The following is an 18,695-nucleotide window of genomic DNA, read 5'->3' on the forward strand; positions in this document are numbered from 1 at the left end:
AGGAAATTCTCCACCCCCAGTGTCACCGCGATCACCCCGGCAAACTCTCCCGGCGTACGCTCGAAGCGCCGGCTCACCGTAATCACCCATTCCTGGGGGGAGCGGCTCTGGATCGGCGGGCCGATGAACACCTCGCGCGACGGGCTGTCGCGGTGATGAATGAAGAACTCGCGGTCGGCACTGTTGGCCCCGGCCGGGACCGGGCCGTTCGACGACATCAACCAGCCTCCGTCAGCATCGTAGATGATGATGCCATGCAACTGCATGAGCAGGTTGTCATGCTCTTCCACCAGCGAACGCAGCCGTTCGAGCTGGCGCGGCCCGTCACCATCCACCTTGAGACGCTCGTCAATCCCCAGCAACAGCATCGAGCTCTGGCGAATGACACCTTCGGCATAGGTGTCCAGTGCCTGGGTCAGGTTGAGGCTGTGCCCATTGACCTCGCTCAAGGCACGCTCGCGCGACGACCAGATTTTCCACCCGGTCAGCGATGCCAGCGAAAAACAGATCACCAGCAAGAGTAAAACCGCAAGGCGCACGTCACGTTTGCGGGGCGCCATTCCTGGCAAAGGGAGGGTGGTCATCATAAAGCGCTCCGGCGATGCCATAACTAAAGGCATCCTGCCATCAGCTGTAACCCGGAATGCCGCGCACTGCAAGTAGTGATCGAGAGTGCCCGACCACGCGCGTCGGGCATTTTCATTGAGCAGCGTCAGACAAACGCATCGGCAAAGAAGTTGTCGGGCGCCAGTGCACGGTCCTGGACAAAATCACGCCGCGCCGAGTCGACCACGATCGGCGCACCGCAGGCATACACCTCGAAGTCCTTGAGGCTGTGGAAGTCCTGCAGCACCTGGCGATGCACGAACCCGGTAGCGCCCTGCCAGTCACACGCCTCACCCGGTTCGGACAGCACCGGGGTATAGCGCAGCCAGGGCAACTGCGCCTGCCAGGCCAGCAACTGGTCATGGCGATACAGGTCCTCGCGCCGCCGCCCGCCCCAGTACAGGTACACCGGGCGCCGGTTGTCACCCTGCTCGCGCAACTGCTCGAGCAACGCCTGGATCGGGGCGAAACCCGTGCCGCTGGCCAGGAAAATCATCGGCCGCTCGCTGTCACGCAGGTAGAACGAGCCGAACGGCCCTTCCAGACGCAAGATCGCCCTGGGCTGCAGGGCATTGAACACATGCCCGCTGAACACGCCGCCAGGCATATGGCGGATGTGCAGTTCCAGCTGGTTGTCGTGCGCGGCACGGGTCGCCATCGAGTAGCTGCGCCGGCTGCCATCCTTGAGCAGCACCTGCACGTACTGCCCCGGGAAATAGCCGAAGCTTGCCCCTGGGGCGAGCATCAGGCGCAGCACGGCAACGTCATGGCTGACCTTGTCGATACTGGCCACCCGCACGCCCATCTGCTGAATGCTGACACCCCGCAAGGCGGTCACTTCCGGCGCCTCGATCACCAGGTCCGAACGCGCCCGGGCGCAGCAGAACAATGCCAGGCCCTGGGCACGCTCGGCGTGGCTGAGCACCTCCAGCGGGCTGTCGCCATGCTCCACCTCGCCGCTGAGCACCTGGCCCTTGCAGCTGCCACAGGTGCCGGTGCGGCAACTGTGCTTGAGCATCAGGCCGTCGGCCAGTGCGCCATCCAGGACGGTTTGCTGCGCGGTGAGCGAACAGCTCAGGCCCACCGGCAGAATCTGCAGTTGAAAGCTCATGGTCGATGCCCTCAGTGTGCGTGCTTGCCAGCGGCCAACAGGTCCAGCGCCACATCGACGATCATGTCTTCCTGACCGCCAACCATGCGCCGCCGGCCCAGCTCGACCAGGATGTCGACGGTTTTCAGGCCATACCGGGTGGCAGCGATTTCGGCGTGGCGCAGGAAGCTGGAATACACCCCGGCAAAGCCCAGTGCCAGTGACTCGCGATCCACCCGCACCGGGCGGTCCTGCAGCGGGCGCACGATGTCGTCGGCCGCGTCCATCAGGGTGTAGAGGTCAGTGCCGTGGTTCCAGCCCAGGCGCTCGGCAGCGGCGATGAACACTTCCAGCGGCGCGTTGCCGGCGCCGGCGCCCATGCCGGCCAGGCTGGCATCGATGCGGTCACAGCCCTCCTCCACGGCGGTGATCGAGTTGGCCACGCCCAGGCTGAGGTTGTGGTGGGCGTGCATGCCGGTCTCGGTCTCGGGCTTGAGCACGGCCTTGAAGGCACGGAAGCGATCACGGATGTCCTGCATGTTCATCGCACCGCCCGAGTCGGCCATGTACACGCACGTGGCGCCGTAGCTTTCCATCAGCTTGGCCTGGGCCGCCAACTGCTCGGCCGGGATCATGTGGCTCATCATCAGAAAGCCCACGGTGTCCATGCCCAGTTCGCGGGCATACTCGATATGTTGCCTGGCGACATCCGCCTCGGTGCAATGGGTGGCCACCCGCACCACCCGCGCACCCGCGTTGTACGCAGCCTTCAGGTCATGCACCGTGCCGATGCCGGGCAACAGCAAGGTGGTGATCCTGGCATGCGAGATCACATCGGCCACCGCCTCTATCCACTCAAGGTCGGTGTGCGCGGCAAAACCATAGTTGAAGCTGGAGCCTTGCAGGCCATCACCATGGGCGACCTCGATGGCGTCCACCCGCGCCTTGTCCAGCGCGCGCGCGATGTCTTGCACGTTCTGCAGCGAATACTGGTGACGCACCGCGTGGCTGCCGTCGCGCAGGGTCACATCGGAAATGTACAGCTTCTTGCCGGGGTTGAAAGTCATGCGGGCGTCCTCAGTGGTTGGCCATGGCCTGGGCCATGCGTTCGGCGGTCGCCATCGCGGCGCAGGTCATGATGTCGAGGTTGCCGGCGTAGGCCGGCAGGTAGTGCGCGGCGCCCTCGACCTCGAGGAACACCGAGGTCTTGAGCCCGGCAAAGGTCCCCAACCCCGGAATGTGCAGCGGCTTGTCGGCCGCAATCGCCTCGAACTGCACCTTCTGCTTGAGGCGGTAGCCCGGCACATAGGCCTGCACCGCCTGGGCCATTTCCTCGATCGACGCCTCGACCCGGGCCTGCGCGCAGGCCTCGGACAGCACGAACACGGTGTCGCGCATGATCAGCGGCGGCTCGGCCGGGTTCATCACGATGATCGCCTTGCCCTTGCCCGCGCCGCCGATCACCTCGATGGCCTTGGAGGTGGTCTCGGTGAACTCGTCGATGTTGGCGCGGGTACCGGGGCCGGCGGACTTGCTGGCGATGGAGGCGACGATCTCGGCGTAGTGCACCTTGGCCACCCGCGAGACGGCGGCGACCATCGGGATGGTCGCCTGGCCACCGCAGGTGACCATGTTCACGTTCAACTGCCCCAGGTTCTGCTCCACGTTCACCACCGGTACACAGTAGGGGCCGATGGCCGCCGGGGTCAGGTCGATCAGGCGGATGCCGGGCTTGAGCGCGCGCAGGCAGGCGTCATTGCGCACGTGCGCACTGGCCGAGGTGGCATCGAAGACGAAGTCGATACTGGCGAACTCGGGCATGCGGCTCAGCCCCTCGACGCCTTCATGGGTGGTCGCGACGCCCAGGCGCCGGGCGCGTTCCAGGCCGTCGGAGGCCGGGTCTATACCGACCATCACGGCCATTTCCAGGTGCTGGCCGTGACGCAGGATCTTGATCATCAGGTCGGTGCCGATATTGCCGGAACCGATGATGGCGACTTTGTACTTGGCGGGGCTCATACGGCTTCTCCGTAGACTTCGGCGAGGAGGATGACGCTCGGGTCGAGGCTGTCGGCGTACAGCCGCTGCACGGCCTCGGCGCGCAGGCTCAGGGCGGTGCGTTGGTTGATGTAGCCTTTGTCGGTGATCTCGCCCTCGTTGAGGCTGGGCGGCGAGTCCAGAATCACCAGGCGCACGGCATGCTGGGACGAGGCGGGGTACTCCCTGGCCAGCGCCTGCAGCCCCGAACACAAGGCCAGGCGCACTTCAGGCTGCAGGGCCAGCTGTGCGCCGTTCATGCCCTGGCCCGCGGCGCCCAGCAGGTCGCGCAGCGCCTGGGTGGGGTAGACCAGTGCGCCGATCACGTCGCGATCGTGCCCGCCGATCACGCAGTCGCTGGCATACGGCGCCAGTGCACTGACCAGTCGCGGGCGCAGGGTGCCGACCGAGACCCAGGTGCCGCTGCTGAGCTTGAAGTCTTCGGTCACGCGGCCATCGAACTGCACGCCTAGCTCAGGACGTGCCGGGTCGACCAGTCGACCGGCATCACCGATGCGGTAGTAGCCTTCCTCGTCGAACGCCGCCCGGGTGCTGGCCGGGTCGCCCAGGTAGCGGGGGAACACCGAAGGCCCGCGTACGCGCATTTCCAGCTTGTCGCCAGACGGCACGAACTTGAGCTGGGTACCCGGCACCGGCAAGCCGATGATGCCGGCCTTGTCGGCGGCGAAATGCACACTGGTGACCACCGGCGAGGTCTCGGTCGAGCCCCATTCGGTAGCGAAGAACAGCGGCGTGTCACGCACCTTGTCGGCGCACGCGACCAGCCGGCTCCAGCTGCTCTGGGGCAGCGCGGCTGCGGCGTAGAACAGCATGCGCAGGCGCCCGAACAGCGCCTGTGCCAGCGCCGGGTCACGCTCCAGGTACGGCAGCAGCACCTCGTAGCCGCGCGGCACGTTGAAGTACAGGGTGGGCCTGACCGACCGGAGGTTTTCCAGGGTGCGGTCGATCTGCCCCGGCACGGGCAGGCCGTCGTCGATGTACAGGGTGCCGCCATTGCGCAGCACCAGGTTGAAATTGTGGTTGGCGCCGAACACATGGCTCCACGGCAACCAGTCGAGCACGATCAGTTCGCCCTGTTCCAGAAACCGCCAGCACTGCGCAATCGCCTGTTGATTGGCGCACAGCATGCCGTGGGTGTTGACCACGGCCTTGGGCGCCCCGGTGGACCCGGACGTCATCAGGTAGCGCGCCGGGGTGTCGCCGTCCAGGCGTTCGAACGCCGCCATCACCGCCGGGCTCTCGGCCTTGTACAACTGCGACAGGGGCAACGCGCCGGGGATTTCCTGGGCATTGCGCGCGGCTACCACCGGACAGTCCGGGCCCAGCAGTTCGATGGCACGGCAGTAGGCATCGCCGTCGTTGACGAAGATCAGCGCCGGCTTGAGCACCTCGACGATGGCCTTGAGCTTGCTGCAGCCACTGGCGGTGTTGCGTGAATAGGCCACCGACACGGTCGATACCGCTATGCCCACATGCATCGCCGCCAGGGTCAGCAGTGCCTGGTCCAGGTCGTTCTCCGAGAGCATCAGCAGCGGTCGACCCGCCGCAGTGTCCAGCTCCAGCAGGCCCTGGGCCAGTGCGCCGACCCGCTGGCGCACCTGCGCATAGCTCAGGCTGAACCAGCCGGCACCGCGCCGCTCGGCCAGGTAGGCGCGCTCCGGCGCCTGCACCGCCCAGTGCTCCAGCCACTGCCCGATACAGCGGGCATAGGGTTGCAGCGGCTCGGGCGAACTGAGCACGAAGCTGCCGTCGGCACGTGGTTCATACAGCACCCTGGCGGGTGCCAACTGGGTAGGATCATTATGGAAATCGTACATCGCACGCCCTCGCAAGCGCGGCAGGCCATCGGCCCGCTGCTCACTGGTTTTATTGTTGTCATCGCCACCGGGCGGTCAGGCCGGTGGCGGGGTACAGCCCAACGGGCTCAATCGAAGCGACAGCTCACTTCGCCAAGGCGGGTCAGGCGCAGGCGCAGGCTGTCGCCTGCCACCACCGGCACCATCGGCCCCAGCGCGCCGGACAACAGCACATCGCCCGCCTGCAACGGGCGGCCCGCCAGGGCCATGGTGCGCGCCAGCCACAGGCAGGCATCCAGCGGGTTGCCCATGCACGCAGCGCCCACGCCGATGGCCGCCTGGGTACCGTTCTTCTCCAGCAGCATGCCTTCCAGGGCCAGGTCCAGGCCGCGCAGGCTGAGCGGCGTCTTGCCCAGTACGTAGAGGCCGGAGGACGCATTGTCGGCCACGGTGTCGACCAGGGTGATGCGCCAGTTCTCGATCGCCGAATCGACGATCTCCAGCGCCGGCAGCACGTGGTCGACCGCGCGCAGCAGTTCACCCAGGGTGGTGTCGGGGTTGGGCAGGTCACGGCCCAGCACGAAGGCGATCTCGCCCTCGGCCTTGGGCTGGATCAGCCGCGTGCTGTCGATGGCCTCGCCATCGCGGCATTCCATGTCGGCGAACAGCATGCCGAAGTCGGGCTGGTCGACACCCAGTTGCTGCTGCACCGCCAGCGAGGTCAGGCCGATCTTGCGCCCGCTCAGGCGCCGACCGGCGGCCAGCGCGGCCTGGGTATTGAGTTCCTGCACGGCGTAGGCATCGTGCAGCGACTGGATATCGAAGTGCTCGCTGATGCGCCCGCACGGGGTGCGGCTCGAACGTGCGTGGGCCAGGGCCGCAGCCGCAGCCTGAAGGTTTTGCTGAGTCATGGGGTTGCTCCTGAACGGATCCGGATGGCTTACAAGGCGCGCGCGCGACTTTCGCGATAACCCTGGTGCAGTTCGTCGACCAGTTCGGCGACGCTGTAGGTGCGGGTAATCTGGCCGACCCCCTGCCCGGCCGACCACACGTGCTTCCAGGCCTTGTTGGCCGTGGCGATGTCGCCGGAAAAGTCGATGCTCGGGCGGGTTTCGCTGCGCGGGTCGATACCGGCCTTGTCCAGCGACGGCTGCATCCAGTTGGCCAGCACACCGCTGACCGCCTTGGTGGTGGTCACTTCATCCAGCGAGCACGCCACCAGCATGTCGCGATAGGCGTCTTCGACCAGGCTTTCGTGGGCCGCGATCAGGCGCGTGCCGACCAGCGAGAAATCGCAGCCCAGCACCTGCGCCGCATGAATGTCGCGGCCATTGGAGATCGCCCCGGCCAGGCCCAACGGGCCGTCCCAGAACTCACGCACTTCGGCCACGAAGGCAAACGGGTTGTAGCTGCCGGTGTGCCCACCGGCGCCATTGCACACCAGTACCAGGCCATCGACGCCGGCGGCCACGGCCTTGCGCGCCAGCGCCGGGCTGATCACGTCGGCAATCACCACGCCGCCGTAGGCGTGCACGCTGTCGAGCACACGCTTGGGGCTGCCCAGCGCCGTGGAGACGATCGGCGGCTGGAAGCGGCGCACCAGCTCAAGCTCGGCGTCGAAACGGTCATAGGTGCTGTGCACGATCATGTTGAGCATCCACGGCGCCCACTGCTCGCCACGTTGCTGCGCGGCATCACGCTCGGCCACGACCTGTTCCAGCCATTGCTGCAGTTGCTCGACGGTGCGCGCATTGGGTGCCGGCATGCTGCCGACGATGCCGGCCTGGCAACAGGCGCCCAGCAGGCGGGGCCCCGACACCAGGAACATCGGCGCCGCCAGTACCGGCAGGTCGAGCCCGGCAAACAGGTTGAGGAGTTGCTGTTGCGGTGCACTCAGGCTTGTTGTTGTCATCACGCATCTCTCTTGTTCTGGTTATCAAGGCTCAGGCCTTGCGCGGTCTTGCGGGGCCGGCGCTGCGAATCTCCCAGCCACCATCGCTGTGGATGATGGTGGCGGTGGTCAGGCCGGCGTTCTCGCGTGAGGCCAGCAGCACATAGTGCCCGGTGTGGTCCTCGGGCTCGGCAATCCGTTGCAGGGGCACGGCCTGGGCCGCGCCGTCCTCGAAACCGGGAATCTGGTTGAGCGGTACGCTGCGACTGTTCAAGCCCTCCAGGCTTTTCATCGGTGTGTTGGTCGCCCCCGGCGCCACCCCATTGACCCGGATGTCCGGGGCCAACTCGTAGGCCAGCTGGCGAATCATGCCCACCAGCGCATGCTTGGCGGTGACGTAGAGAATGCCACCTCCGCCGGCATAAAAGGCACTGTTGGACAGGGTAAAGATCATGCTGCCACCGGTTTCGCGCAAGGCCGCGATCGAGGCCTGCGCGCCGAGCAGGTAGCCCTGCACGTTGGTGGCGAAGAGTTTCTGGAACGCGCCTTCGAAATCCTGCGGGGCGATACGCTCCAGGCGCGTGAAATAGTCGAATACCGCGGCGTTGCCGACGAAGGTGTCGAGCCGGCCGAAGGCCTCCAGGGTCGCCGCCACCGCACGCTGGTTGTCCTGATAGCGCGCCACGTCGCCCTGCACGGTGATGACCGCCTCGCCCAGCTCGGCGCTCAGCGCTGCCAGCTGCGCCGCATCGCGCCCCATCACCGCGACCTTCGCGCCTTCGGCCACGTAGCGGCGCACGATGGCGCTGCCGATGCCGCCGGTACCGCCGGTGACCAGTGCCACCTGCCCTTTCAACCAAGCCATGTGCAGGCCCTCATAGGAACGTGTTGATGTTCTTGCACAGCAACATCGCGTTGGGGATCAGAATCTTGCGCTTGAGCAGCTTGAGGCCGTCGGCCTCCAGGCGCAGCACGTCCTCGCGCCTGCCGGCGATCTGGTGGTGCTCGTCCAGGCCACGGCTGCGCACGTTGATGAAGCATGAATAGGCCAGGTACTGGCCCGGCTCGGCGCCGGCATACACCTCGATGTTGCTGACCAGGTGCACATTGCGCGTGGGCGGGTTCTCGGCCCAGGCCGAAGGCTGCTTGAAGCGCGCCACGCGGCGCTTCAGCTCGCGCATGCCGTCGTCGAAAAAAGCCATGTGTTCCAGCCGATACGGCCCGGACTTGTCCTCGCGGCGACGGTTCTCGATGCCCGGCATCCAGTAATGGATCGCCTCGCTGAGGCTGTGCAGCCACGCGTCCCAGCATTCGTCGTCGAGCAGGCGCGCCTCGCGCAGCAAGAACTGTTCGACCCGGCGGCTTTCCTCGACTGAAACGAGGCTGTCGTGTTGTGCGTATGTCATCTGGCCCCCTCAGCGCAGCGTGCCATTGCGGTCTGGAACGTCGGCCCAGGTCGGTGCCTGCAGCAGGTCCTTCCAGCGTTGGTAGAACGCCCGTGCATTGCATTCGTTGAGCTGGCCCTTGAACACGTTGCCCGGCAGCTCGCTGTCATCGAGACGGGTGTGCATGCCCAGGCCGACGTACAGGTCCTGGTAGCGCGTGACCATCCCGCGGCTGGTCTTGGTGCAGTACTCCCAGTTTTCGCCGTCGTCCATCTCGAACACGCCGGTGGGCGAAAAGGTCATCATTGCGCCGCGGCGCCATTTGTCCTTGATGTCCTGCGGTGCGTTCTTGTTGACGATCACCCAGGTGAACAGCTCGATCTTGTGCGGGCCACGCGGCTGCCAGATGCGCACGGTGTTCTGCCCCGGCAGGAACGAGAAGTTGGGGAACACGGTGAACGAGGAAATCGCCCCGATCAGCCTGGAACGGAATTCACCCAGCCGGTCGGCCACCTTGGGGCGCAGCACGTGCAGGTACTTGTTGATGTCTTTCTCGCCCAGCGTGGCGGCGTTGCCGACCACGTCGGTGGCGAACTCGTAGCCGTGGCCGTTCCAGTTCACCGAATAGGATTCGGGCAGGTCGCCGACGTTGGCCACCGGCCCGCCGAGCATGGCCTTGGCCGCCGAGTCGTGGGTCCAGCCACCGTGCAGGATGTCGCCGACGAAGTTCTCGGCGGCGATCTTCCAGTTGCACTCGATGGTGGAGCGGATGCAGCCACCGAGGAATTCGCTGCCGCCCTCGTCCATGTCGAGCATCACGTCCATGTACCAGGTCATCGGCCCCAGGTACTCCTCGAGCGTGGGCGCATCAGCGGCGAAGGTGGCGAACACCAGGCCCTTGTAGCTGGCCACGCGGGCCTCGCGCAGGCCATGCCTGGACTTGTCGAACTGGCTTTCTTCGTAGCACTTGGATTCGTGCATGCCCATCAGCCGTCCGCCATCGGCGCCGAACGACCAGCCGTGGTAGTTGCAGATGAAGCCGCGCGCATTGCCGGCTTCGGCAAAGCACACCTTGTTGCCGCGGTGCGGGCAGGCGTTGAGGAAGACCTTGATCGACGCATCTTTCTGGCGCACCACCAGCACTTCGTCCTCGCCCATGGAGGTGGTCAGGTAGTCACCAGACTTGGGCAACTGGGACTCATGCGCCACGAACAGCCAGCAGCGCGCGAAGATCTTCTCCAGCTCCTGCTCGTAGATCGCCTCGTCCCAGAACACCTTGCCCGACAGGCGCCCTTGCTGCATGTCGCAGAGACGGTCGAGGTTGCCCAGGGTGGGCGTGCTTTCAATGGTTCTGAGCGGTATGTGCTTGTTGTTATCCATGGTTCAGACTCACAGGAATACGGTTGGACAGCGGCCCGGTCACACCGGGCTGTCGGCGTCGGCCAGCGCCTCGTCGGCTTCCAGGGCCACATCGGCGTACACCTCGCGATCGGTGACGATCACCTTGTAGGTGCGCAGGTGCCGCTCGCAGGGGAAGGTCACGGCCTTGCCGCTGGGCACGTGGAACTGCCCCCAGTGCACCGGGCAGGTGATCAGGTCGTCTTCCAGGTCGCCTTCGGCCAGCGAGGCGGTGGCGTGGGTACACATGTCGGTGGTGGCATAGAAAGTGCCGCCCAGGTTGTAGACGCAGATGGCATCGCCGTCGCTGTGGGCGACCTTTTTCAGCTCACCCGGCGCCAGCTCGTCACGTTGGCAAAGTAATACGCGGCTCATGCTCGGCCCTCACACTCAGTTGCACAAAACCCAGCCCGGTGACCCAGGCAGGCACGGCTTCATAGGCGATCACTTCCCCCTGCGGGCGCTCGATGGCCGCCAGGGCACAGGCGAAGTTGCGAATTTCCATCGCGCCGTTGCCGGCCCGACGCAGAATCTCTTCATCGCTGTAGGCACACAGCGCCTGCAGGTCGCCATTCACGCCGTGGGCGAGAATCTCGCGATCGAAATCCTCGGCCACCCGGCCCATTTCGACCGTGCCGACCCAGTGACTGATACCGCCACTGCCGATGATCACCACACGCTCGTCGGCATCGAACGCCTCCACCGCCGCGCGCAGTTGCCGGCCCAGGTCGGCCGAGCGCTTGAGCGAGATGTACGGGTCGACGCCGCAGGCCAGGTACACCGGGATACTCGGCAGCTCGCGCCCCAGCAGGGCTTCGGCCGGCTTGACCACCAACTGGTGCGGGATCGCGAACGAGTGGTCGACGGTGAAACTGCGCGCCACCGTCCAGTCCACGCCCTGCCCTTCGCCATGGGCGACGATGTGCCCGGCCAGCGTTTCATGGTTGCGCACCGGGCCACGCGCCAGCCCCGGCAGTCGGTCGATCGGGCCGTCCACATCGCCGGTGCCGATCACGTAGCGCGGCAGGCAATGGGTGCCGAACAGAATGTAGTGGTCACAGCCGACGATGATCACCGACGTCGGCTGCAGCGCCGCCAGGCGCTCGGCGCACTGCGCGTAGGCCGCCCACACCGCCTCGCGCTGCGCGGCGGGCGGCGCATTCGGCGCCACGAACATCACCGGGTCATGCGGCATCCAGAAGCCGCCTACTATCTTGCCCATTGGTTCACCCCTTGAGCGCAGCAGAAAACGCTGCGCCTTGTTCATCGGTAGCGCCCAGGCGCTGCTTGTACAGGCGCATGTCGCGCTGCGGCGCAAGTTCCTGCCAGAAGCCCATGGTCAGCATCGGGTTGACCCCGGCCGCCTGCAGGCCGGCAACATCGAAGTCGACGATCATCTGCACTTCGCCCGGTTCAAGGGCAAAGCGCGCCAGGAACCCGGCGGGGTCTTCGCCAAACCGCTGCTTGGCGGCCCGCTCCACGCACAGTTGCCACAGCACACGTTCCATCACGTTTCTGCTCATGGCGGCCTACTCGCCGAGAAAGTCGCGAACCAGCGCGGCAAAGCGGCGCGGTTGCTCGCTCTGTACCCAGTGCCCGCAGCGCCCGAACAGGTGCAGGTCGGCGTCGGGGATACTGTTGGCGATCAGCAGCCCGCATTCGGGCGGCACCACACGGTCTTCGCGGCCATGCACCACCAGGGTCGGCGCGGTGATTTTGGCCAGCGCGCTGGCGGGGAAGCCCTTGACCAGGGTCGGGCCTTCGGCCGCCGGTTGCGGGATCAGCTTGCGCAATGCCTGCTGGGCACCCGGGCGGGCGCTGGCTTCGTAGCGCGCCTGCACCATCGCATCGGTGATCAGGGAAGCGTCATAGGGGAACAGCGTCATCAACTGGCGCATGTTGTCCAGCGACGGCTCGTACTCCCAGGCGCCACGCAGGCCTGGGGTCTGCACGAACTCACCGGCCGGGGTGCCGAGCAGCACCAGTTTGTCGACGCGCTGCGGCGCGAACACCGCAAGGCCGATGGCCAGCGCCCCGCCGAACGAGTTGCCGACGAACGAGGCCTTCTCGATATCCAGGGCGTCCATGATGCCCAGCAGGTGGTTGACCCACAGCTTGATGTCGTACTTGGCGTCGTCCTTGAACTCGGTGAAACCGAAACCGGCAATGTCCGGCACCACGACCCGCCAGCGATCGGCGAACACCGGCACGGTCGCGGCCCAGTTGGCCCAGCCCGATACGCCAGGGCCCGAGCCGTGCAGCAGGAACAAGGCATCGCCCTGGCCGGCCTCGTGATAGTGGGTGTGGTGCCCTGCTGCAAGCAGGGTCTTGGCATTTGCGCTCATGACGGCCTCCGGTTCTTATTCTTAACATACAGGTGTGTATCTGTATGCTATTTACCGATTTGATCTGCGTCAATGAAAAAACGTCGCTTTTTGTAAAAAATACGGGATGCAACCTACAGATGTGTACTCTACAGTCCGTAAAGATACACCCCCCTTGCACAGGCCACGGGGCGTGCAACGGCAATAGCTTCGCCGTTGCACCGGGCGTTAGAATGACGGTTTGCTGCCAAGGGCAAGCGTCGGACGCTGCTGTGCCCTGGCGCGTATCCAGCTTGTTGGACAAGGCCCTACACAATGTCATCACGCACCAACCTCACGCGGGAAGATTGGATTCATGCAGCACAGGACGTCCTGGTCACCAGCGGTGTCGACGCCGTGCGGGTCGACACCCTGGCCAAGGAACTGAAGATCACCCGTGGCAGCTTCTACTACCACTTCAAGAGTCGCGGCGAATTGCTCGAGGGCATTCTCGGCAACTGGCGTGCACGCGCCACCGAAGACGTCATCCTGCACCTGCGCAACGCCCACAGTTCACCGCTGCAGCAACTGCAGCGCCTGCTCGAACTGCCCTCCCACGGGCAGACTGCCAAGGACGCCGCCTCGATCGAGCTGGGCATTCGCGGCTGGGCACGACGCGACAAGCAGGCACGCCAGGCCATCGATGAAGTCGACAGCCACCGCCTGAACTACATCGAGGGCCTGCTGATCCAGGCCGGCGTGCCCGACAACGAGGCCCAGGACCGCGCCTACCTGATCTACGCCTACCAGATCAGCCTGTCGCTGCTGCACAGCGAGGACACCCCGCAACAACGCCTGGAGCGCAGCCAGCGCATGGCGGGCATCCTGATCCCCGAGGCCAGCCACAGCCCTGCCTGACCCTGTGAATGCCGACGCACGTCGGCATTTTGCCTAAACAATAGATACATAAATGTATCTTTGTTTATCAAAAAACCTTCAAAGCCCTTCGTCAAGCACTCGCACGACTCAAATCAACAAATTATTTAATTCATATAAATCAATTAGATAATCCTAAAAATCGCGTTTATCCACGCCCTCCCACAACCGCCTATTGACAACGCGCCTACCCTCCCGCGTAGTCTATACATACACATGCACATGTGTATTTTAAAGCGGTGCCTGCACGCTCCTCGAGCACAGGCACACGACAATAAGAATAGAAAACGGGTACCTCACTATGCACTCGCATGCTCGCCCCAGCACCGCCCCACCCTGCGCGCCCGCTCCATCACGACCCCGGCGCCATGCCACCGCCACGGCGTTGACCGACATGCCCTGTCGAGCGTCGCGCCCTCACTCCCCCACTGCTCGCTGAAGGCCGCCCATGGATATCTCGATACTGGCGTTTCTGACCCAGGACGGCCTGACCACGGGGGCGATCTATGCCCTGGTGGCGCTGGCCCTGGTGCTGGTGTTCTCGGTGACGCGCACCATCCTGGTGTGCCAGGGCGACTTCGTCACCTACAGCGCGCTGACCCTGGCCACCCTGCAGCTGGGCCTGATGCCAGGCACGCTGTGGCTGCTGCTCGGCTGTTCGCTGGCGGCCTGCACGCTGGATGGCGTGGCAGCCCTGCGCCGTGGTCAGTGGCGGCGCATTCCCGGCCTGCTGGCGCGCTACCTGAGTGTGCCGGCGGTGCTGTGGGTTGTGCTGGACACCTTTGACCTGGCCACCCTGCCGGCCGTACTGCAGATCGTGCTGACCCTGGCCCTGGTCACGCCGCTGGGGCCGCTGCTGTACCGGCTGGTGTACCAGCGGGTGGCCGAAACCTCGGTGCTGTTGCTGCTGATCGTGTCGGTCGCCGTACACATCACCCTGGTCGGCATCAGCCTGCTGATGTTCGGCGCCGAAGGCGTACGCACCGATGCCCTGGCCGACGCCGTGTTCATGCTCGGCGAACTGCCGGTGGGCCTGCAGAGCCTGCTGGTGATCGGCAGCGCGCTGCTGCTGATCGGCCTGCTCTACGCCTTCTTCGGCCACAGCCTGTACGGCAAGGCGCTGCGTGCCACGGCACTCAATCGCAAGGGCGCACAACTGGTGGGGATTCCCACGCAGCTGGCCGGTAAAGCCGCGTTCGGCCTGGCGGCATTGATCGGGGCCGTGTCGGGCGTACTGATCGGGCCGCTGACCACGCTGTACTACGACTCGGGCTTTCTGATCAGCCTGAAGGGCTTTGTCGCGGCGATCTTCGGCGGCCTGGCCAGCTACCCGATTGCCGCCGCCAGCGCCTTTTTCGTCGGCGTGCTGGAGAGCTTCGCCAACTTCGGCGCCTCGGCCTACAAGGAAGTGATCGTGTTCACCGTGGTGATCCCGGTGCTGCTGTGGCTGTCGCTGAAAAACCCTCACCTCGAGGAGCAACACTGATGACCCGTCGACTGATCCCCCTGCTTGCGCTGCTGCTTCTGGCAGGGCTGGCGCCCCTGCTGCTGCCGCCCTTTCACGTCACCCTGCTCAATTACATCGGCCTCTACAGCCTGGTTGCCCTGGGCCTGGTGCTGCTGACCGGTATCGGCGGCATGACCTCCTTCGGGCAGGCGGCGTTCGTCGGTATCGGCGCTTACGCCAGCGCCGTGCTGACCACCCAGTACGGCCTGTCGCCGTGGCTCGGCCTGCTCGCGGGGCTGACCATCACCCTGCTGGTGGCAACCACCCTGGGCCTGCTGACCCTGCGCCTGGCCGGCCACTACCTGCCCATCGGCACCCTGGCCTGGGGCCTGGCACTGTTCTACCTGTTCGGCAACCTGCCCGGGCTTGGCGGCTTCGGTGGCCTGCAGAACCTGCCGAACATCAGCCTGGCGGGCTGGCAGATCAGCGACGCGGCCGACTTCAGCCTGCTGATCGGCCTGTTGCTGGTGGCCAGCCTGTGGCTGCTCGACAACCTGCTGCACAGCCGTCACGGCCGCGCCATTCGCACCCTCAAGGAATCGGCCGGGATGGCCGAGGCAATGGGCATCGATACGGCGCGCAGCCGCTTGCAGGTGTTCGTCATCGCCGCCCTGCTCGCGGCCGTGTCGGGGTGGCTGTACGCGCACCTGCAGCGGGTGGTCAACCCCACGCCATTCTCGGTGGTCATGGGTATCGAGTACCTGTTCATGATCGTGCTGGGCGGCGTCGCCAGCCTGTGGGGCGCCCTGCTGGGCGCGGCACTGCTGACCCTGATCAAGCAAGTGTTGCAGGACGTGCTGCCGCAGCTGTTCGGGCATGCCGACAACGTCGAGATGATCTTCTTCGGCGTGCTGGTGATCCTGGTGCTGCAATACGCCCGCGGCGGCCTGCTGCCCGTGCTGCGCCGCTGGCTGCCGGCCGCACGGCCACGCCCGTTGCCCGCACAGGCAGCATCCGCACTGCCACGGCGCACGATGCCCGCCAAGGGCCAGCCACTGATGACCGCACAAGGGCTGCTCAAACAGTTTGGCGGGCTGGTGGCCAACAAGGACATGAGCCTCTCGGTCAACGGCGGCCAGGTGACGGCCCTGATCGGCCCCAACGGGGCCGGCAAGTCCACCCTGTTCAACCTGCTGTCCGGGGTACTGAGCCCGAACGCGGGGCAGATCACCTTCCTTGGCCAGCGCATCGACGGCCTGGCACCGCGCGCCATCGCCCGCCTGGGGGTCAGCCGGACCTTCCAGCATGTGCGCCTGCTACCGGAGATGAGCGTGCTTGAGAACGTTGCGCTGGGTGCCCACGCACGCGGCAAGGCCGGCTTGCTGCGCGCGATGCTGCACCTGGAGCGTGACGAAGAGGCCAGCCTGCTGGCCGAGGCCACCCGCCAGATCGAACGGGTGGGCCTCGCCGATGCCCTGCATGCACCCGCCGGCAGCCTGCCGCTGGGCCAGCAGCGCATCGTCGAAATCGCCCGCGCGCTGTGCAGTGACCCGCTGCTGCTGTTGCTCGACGAGCCCGCCGCCGGCCTGCGCTATGGCGAGAAACAGGCACTGGCCCGGTTGCTTGAGCAACTGCGTGACGAGGGCCTGGGCGTGTTGCTGGTCGAGCACGACATGGAGTTCGTGATGGGCCTGGCCGACGAGATCGTGGTGATGGAGTTCGGCCAGCGCCTGGCCAGCGGCACCCCGCTGCAGATACAGCAAAACCCGGCGGTGCTTGCCGCCTACCTCGGAGGTGTCGAATGAGTCGCCTGCTGGATGTGCGCAACCTGTCGATCAGCCACGGCAAGGTCGAGGCGGTACGCAACCTGGACCTGTGCCTGGAAGAAGGCCAGATCGTCAGCCTGATCGGCCCCAACGGCGCCGGCAAGACCACCCTGATGGCGGCCTTGATCGGCCTGCTGCCCTCACAGGGCCAGGTGACGTACGCGGGTCAGCCGCTATGGGCCCACCACGACGTGGCCCAACGCATCGACAAGGGCATGGCGCTGGTGCCGGAAAGCCGTGAGCTGTTCGGCCTGATGAGCGTCGAGGACAACTTGCGCCTGGGTGCCTTCAGCCGCCACCGACGCGGCTTTCGCGATCACGCCAAGACCCTGGACGAGGTCTTCGGCCTGTTCCCGCGCATGTACGAACGACGCGAACAGGCGGCATGCACCTTGTCGGGCGGCGAACGCCAGATGCTCGCCATCGGCCGGGCACTGATGGCCAAGCCGCGCCTGCTGATGCTCGATGAGCCGAGCCTGGGCCTGGCGCCGCGGGTGATCGGCGAGATCTTCACGATTTTCGAGCAACTGCGTCAGAGCGGTGTGTCGATCCTGCTGGTGGAGCAGAACGCACGCGCCGCATTGAAGATTTCCGACTACGGCTATGTGCTGGAAATCGGAGAAATCGTGCTTGAAGGCAGCGCCGCCGCGCTCGCCGACAACCCCCGGGTGGTCGAAAGCTACCTGGGCCGCACACCCGCCCGCGCCCACCCGCAGGCCACCCGCGCTACCGGTACGTAGCGCCACCTTGCCGCGTTTGCCACACCATAAAAACAATATTAAGGAGCTTGCATGAAACCTCTTCTTCCCTTGCTGTTGCTTGCCTCGCTGTCGGCCGCCGCACAGGCCGACATGACCGTTGGCGTGATTCTGTCGACCACCGGCCCCGGCGCCTCGCTGGGCATTCCCGAACGCAATACCGTGGCCTTGCTGCCCAAGGAAATCGCCGGCCAGGCGGTGAAATACGTGGTACTGGACGACGGCAGCGACAGCACTGCCGCCGCCAAGAACGCGCGCAAGCTGGTCAGCGAAAACCGTGTCGACCTGCTGATCGGCTCGACCACCGTGCCGACCTCGGCGGCGGTCGCGCAGATTGCCAAGGAGAGCAACACCGCGCAGATCGCCCTGGCCCCGTTTGCCCCGGCCGACGGCGAGCAGGCCTGGATCTTTACCATCGCCCAGACCAACACCCTGATGGCCCAGGCACTGATCGAGCACATGCAGCAGAACGGGGTCAAGACGCTGGCCTACATCGGCTACAACGATGTGTGGGGCGAGGACTGGTACAAGGTCCTGAGCGAGATGGCGCCGGCGGCGGGTATCACGCTGGTGCGCGACGAGCGCTTCAACCGCACCGATTCATCGGTCAGTGGCCAGGCCTTGAAGGTCATGGGCAAAAAGCCTGACGCCGTGCTGATCGGCGCCACCGGCACCCCGGCGGCCCTGCCCCACACCGAGCTGCGTCGCCTGGGTTACAAGGGCACGATCTACCACACCCACGGGGCCGCCAACAGCGCGTTCCTGCGCATCGGCGACAAGGCGCTGAACGGTGCGATCCTGCCGGTCGGGCCTGTGGTGGTGTGGGACAAGCTGCCGGCCAGCCACCCTTCCAAGGCCATCGCCAGCCAATACGCACAGGACTACCAGGCGCAGTACGGGGCCAACAGCCTGTCGCCATTCGGCGCCTACCTGTACGACGCCATGCGCCTGGTGGAGGCAGCAGTGCCCGCCGCCCTGAAAGGTGCAACGCCTGGTACCCCGGCGTTTCGCCAGCAACTGCGCGACCAGCTCGAGCAGACCCGCGATGTGGTCGGCACCCATGGCGTATACAACCTGAGCGCCACCGACCACTTCGGCCACGACCAGCGCGCCCGTGCGCTGGTCACGGTGCAGGACCAGCAATGGGTACTGCTGCATGCCCCTGAATAACCTTCACAACAACAATAACAACAAGGCAATC

The 18,695-nt window shown here is 65.6% G+C and carries 19 protein-coding genes; 5 read left to right on the top strand and 14 right to left on the bottom strand.

Features of this window, described 5'->3' with window-relative positions; all coding sequences use genetic code 11:
* The 14 genes from KUO17_RS00935 to KUO17_RS01000 form a co-directional block, all read right to left on the bottom strand.
* Positions 1–584: PDC sensor domain-containing protein (locus KUO17_RS00935; protein WP_425274818.1), on the bottom strand; the 584-nt coding region annotated here is incomplete at its 3' end.
* A gap of 128 nt (positions 585–712) precedes the next feature.
* A complete protein-coding gene (locus KUO17_RS00940; RefSeq protein ID WP_217973182.1) occupies positions 713–1,717 on the bottom strand; it encodes a CDP-6-deoxy-delta-3,4-glucoseen reductase in 1,005 nt (334 codons plus the stop codon).
* 11 nt (positions 1,718–1,728) lie between these two features.
* Positions 1,729–2,763 (bottom strand): 4-hydroxy-2-oxovalerate aldolase, encoded by a 1,035-nt coding sequence (dmpG, locus tag KUO17_RS00945; protein WP_217973183.1) that lies wholly within the window; start codon positions 2,761–2,763, stop codon positions 1,729–1,731.
* A 10-nt stretch (positions 2,764–2,773) separates the two neighbouring features.
* The gene (locus KUO17_RS00950) at positions 2,774–3,715 is read right to left on the bottom strand and encodes an acetaldehyde dehydrogenase (acetylating) (protein ID WP_217973184.1); all 942 of its coding nucleotides are present in this window, start codon (positions 3,713–3,715) and stop codon (positions 2,774–2,776) included.
* Positions 3,712–5,571 (bottom strand): feruloyl-CoA synthase, encoded by a 1,860-nt coding sequence (locus tag KUO17_RS00955; RefSeq protein ID WP_217973185.1) that lies wholly within the window; start codon positions 5,569–5,571, stop codon positions 3,712–3,714. Before KUO17_RS00955 ends, KUO17_RS00950 begins: the two co-directional genes overlap by 4 nt.
* A gap of 107 nt (positions 5,572–5,678) precedes the next feature.
* Entirely contained in the window at positions 5,679–6,461 is a 783-nt protein-coding gene (locus KUO17_RS00960) for a 2-keto-4-pentenoate hydratase (protein WP_217973186.1), read from the bottom strand.
* Between the two features lie 29 nt (positions 6,462–6,490).
* Positions 6,491–7,462, bottom strand: a complete 972-nt coding sequence (locus KUO17_RS00965; protein ID WP_217973187.1) for an NAD(P)H-dependent flavin oxidoreductase — start codon at positions 7,460–7,462, stop codon at positions 6,491–6,493.
* A 31-nt stretch (positions 7,463–7,493) separates the two neighbouring features.
* Positions 7,494–8,306 carry a 3-(cis-5,6-dihydroxycyclohexa-1,3-dien-1-yl)propanoate dehydrogenase gene (gene hcaB / locus KUO17_RS00970; RefSeq protein ID WP_217973188.1) on the bottom strand — a complete coding sequence of 271 codons (813 nt, stop codon included), beginning with the start codon at positions 8,304–8,306 and terminating at the stop codon, positions 7,494–7,496.
* A gap of 10 nt (positions 8,307–8,316) precedes the next feature.
* Complete coding sequence (locus KUO17_RS00975) at positions 8,317–8,847, bottom strand: 3-phenylpropionate/cinnamic acid dioxygenase subunit beta (protein ID WP_163940461.1); 531 nt, start codon at positions 8,845–8,847, stop codon at positions 8,317–8,319.
* Positions 8,848–8,856: 9 nt separating this feature from the next.
* On the bottom strand, positions 8,857–10,206 hold the full coding sequence (locus KUO17_RS00980) for an aromatic ring-hydroxylating dioxygenase subunit alpha (RefSeq protein WP_217973189.1): 1,350 nt from the start codon (positions 10,204–10,206) through the stop codon (positions 8,857–8,859).
* Between the two features lie 39 nt (positions 10,207–10,245).
* Positions 10,246–10,599, bottom strand: a complete 354-nt coding sequence (locus tag KUO17_RS00985) for a non-heme iron oxygenase ferredoxin subunit (protein WP_217973190.1) — start codon at positions 10,597–10,599, stop codon at positions 10,246–10,248.
* Complete coding sequence (locus KUO17_RS00990; protein WP_217973191.1) at positions 10,571–11,446, bottom strand: DODA-type extradiol aromatic ring-opening family dioxygenase; 876 nt, start codon at positions 11,444–11,446, stop codon at positions 10,571–10,573. Before KUO17_RS00990 ends, KUO17_RS00985 begins: the two co-directional genes overlap by 29 nt.
* Positions 11,447–11,450: 4 nt before the next feature.
* Positions 11,451–11,747, bottom strand: a complete 297-nt coding sequence (locus KUO17_RS00995) for an extradiol ring-cleavage dioxygenase (RefSeq protein ID WP_255263339.1) — start codon at positions 11,745–11,747, stop codon at positions 11,451–11,453.
* A 6-nt stretch (positions 11,748–11,753) separates the two neighbouring features.
* Complete coding sequence (locus tag KUO17_RS01000; RefSeq protein ID WP_217973192.1) at positions 11,754–12,569, bottom strand: alpha/beta fold hydrolase; 816 nt, start codon at positions 12,567–12,569, stop codon at positions 11,754–11,756.
* Between the two features lie 294 nt (positions 12,570–12,863).
* Here KUO17_RS01000 and KUO17_RS01005 point away from each other — a divergent pair, with 294 nt between their 5' ends.
* The 5 genes from KUO17_RS01005 to KUO17_RS01025 all read left to right on the top strand — a co-directional run bounded on the left by KUO17_RS01005 (position 12,864) and on the right by KUO17_RS01025 (position 18,664).
* Entirely contained in the window at positions 12,864–13,445 is a 582-nt protein-coding gene (locus tag KUO17_RS01005; protein ID WP_217973193.1) for a TetR/AcrR family transcriptional regulator, read from the top strand.
* Positions 13,446–13,911: 466 nt separating this feature from the next.
* On the top strand, positions 13,912–14,949 hold the full coding sequence (locus KUO17_RS01010) for a branched-chain amino acid ABC transporter permease (RefSeq protein ID WP_217973194.1): 1,038 nt from the start codon (positions 13,912–13,914) through the stop codon (positions 14,947–14,949).
* Positions 14,949–16,715 carry a branched-chain amino acid ABC transporter ATP-binding protein/permease gene (locus KUO17_RS01015; RefSeq protein ID WP_217973195.1) on the top strand — a complete coding sequence of 589 codons (1,767 nt, stop codon included), beginning with the start codon at positions 14,949–14,951 and terminating at the stop codon, positions 16,713–16,715. Before KUO17_RS01010 ends, KUO17_RS01015 begins: the two co-directional genes overlap by 1 nt.
* Positions 16,716–16,720: 5 nt before the next feature.
* Positions 16,721–17,476 (top strand): ABC transporter ATP-binding protein, encoded by a 756-nt coding sequence (locus KUO17_RS01020; protein WP_255263340.1) that lies wholly within the window; start codon positions 16,721–16,723, stop codon positions 17,474–17,476.
* 51 nt (positions 17,477–17,527) lie between these two features.
* On the top strand, positions 17,528–18,664 hold the full coding sequence (locus KUO17_RS01025; RefSeq protein ID WP_217973197.1) for an ABC transporter substrate-binding protein: 1,137 nt from the start codon (positions 17,528–17,530) through the stop codon (positions 18,662–18,664).
* Positions 18,665–18,695 lie beyond the last annotated feature (31 nt).

The organism is Pseudomonas aegrilactucae (genome assembly GCF_019168305.1).
Taxonomy (GTDB): Bacteria; Pseudomonadota; Gammaproteobacteria; order Pseudomonadales; family Pseudomonadaceae; genus Aquipseudomonas; species Aquipseudomonas aegrilactucae.

Coding starts and splice junctions, on each gene's coding strand:
- KUO17_RS00950 (WP_217973184.1), bottom strand. CDS start 3,715: ATGAGCCCCGCCAAGTACAAAGTCGCCATCATCGGTTCCGGCAATATC.
- KUO17_RS00940 (WP_217973182.1), bottom strand. CDS start 1,717: ATGAGCTTTCAACTGCAGATTCTGCCGGTGGGCCTGAGCTGTTCGCTC.
- KUO17_RS00965 (WP_217973187.1), bottom strand. CDS start 7,462: ATGACAACAACAAGCCTGAGTGCACCGCAACAGCAACTCCTCAACCTG.
- KUO17_RS00960 (WP_217973186.1), bottom strand. CDS start 6,461: ATGACTCAGCAAAACCTTCAGGCTGCGGCTGCGGCCCTGGCCCACGCA.
- KUO17_RS01005 (WP_217973193.1), top strand. CDS start 12,864: ATGTCATCACGCACCAACCTCACGCGGGAAGATTGGATTCATGCAGCA.
- KUO17_RS00980 (WP_217973189.1), bottom strand. CDS start 10,206: ATGGATAACAACAAGCACATACCGCTCAGAACCATTGAAAGCACGCCC.
- dmpG (WP_217973183.1), bottom strand. CDS start 2,763: ATGACTTTCAACCCCGGCAAGAAGCTGTACATTTCCGATGTGACCCTG.
- hcaB (WP_217973188.1), bottom strand. CDS start 8,306: ATGGCTTGGTTGAAAGGGCAGGTGGCACTGGTCACCGGCGGTACCGGC.
- KUO17_RS01015 (WP_217973195.1), top strand. CDS start 14,949: ATGACCCGTCGACTGATCCCCCTGCTTGCGCTGCTGCTTCTGGCAGGG.
- KUO17_RS01000 (WP_217973192.1), bottom strand. CDS start 12,569: ATGAGCGCAAATGCCAAGACCCTGCTTGCAGCAGGGCACCACACCCAC.
- KUO17_RS01025 (WP_217973197.1), top strand. CDS start 17,528: ATGAAACCTCTTCTTCCCTTGCTGTTGCTTGCCTCGCTGTCGGCCGCC.
- KUO17_RS00985 (WP_217973190.1), bottom strand. CDS start 10,599: ATGAGCCGCGTATTACTTTGCCAACGTGACGAGCTGGCGCCGGGTGAG.
- KUO17_RS01010 (WP_217973194.1), top strand. CDS start 13,912: ATGGATATCTCGATACTGGCGTTTCTGACCCAGGACGGCCTGACCACG.
- KUO17_RS00995 (WP_255263339.1), bottom strand. CDS start 11,747: ATGAGCAGAAACGTGATGGAACGTGTGCTGTGGCAACTGTGCGTGGAG.
- KUO17_RS00955 (WP_217973185.1), bottom strand. CDS start 5,571: ATGTACGATTTCCATAATGATCCTACCCAGTTGGCACCCGCCAGGGTG.
- KUO17_RS00975 (WP_163940461.1), bottom strand. CDS start 8,847: ATGACATACGCACAACACGACAGCCTCGTTTCAGTCGAGGAAAGCCGC.
- KUO17_RS00990 (WP_217973191.1), bottom strand. CDS start 11,446: ATGGGCAAGATAGTAGGCGGCTTCTGGATGCCGCATGACCCGGTGATG.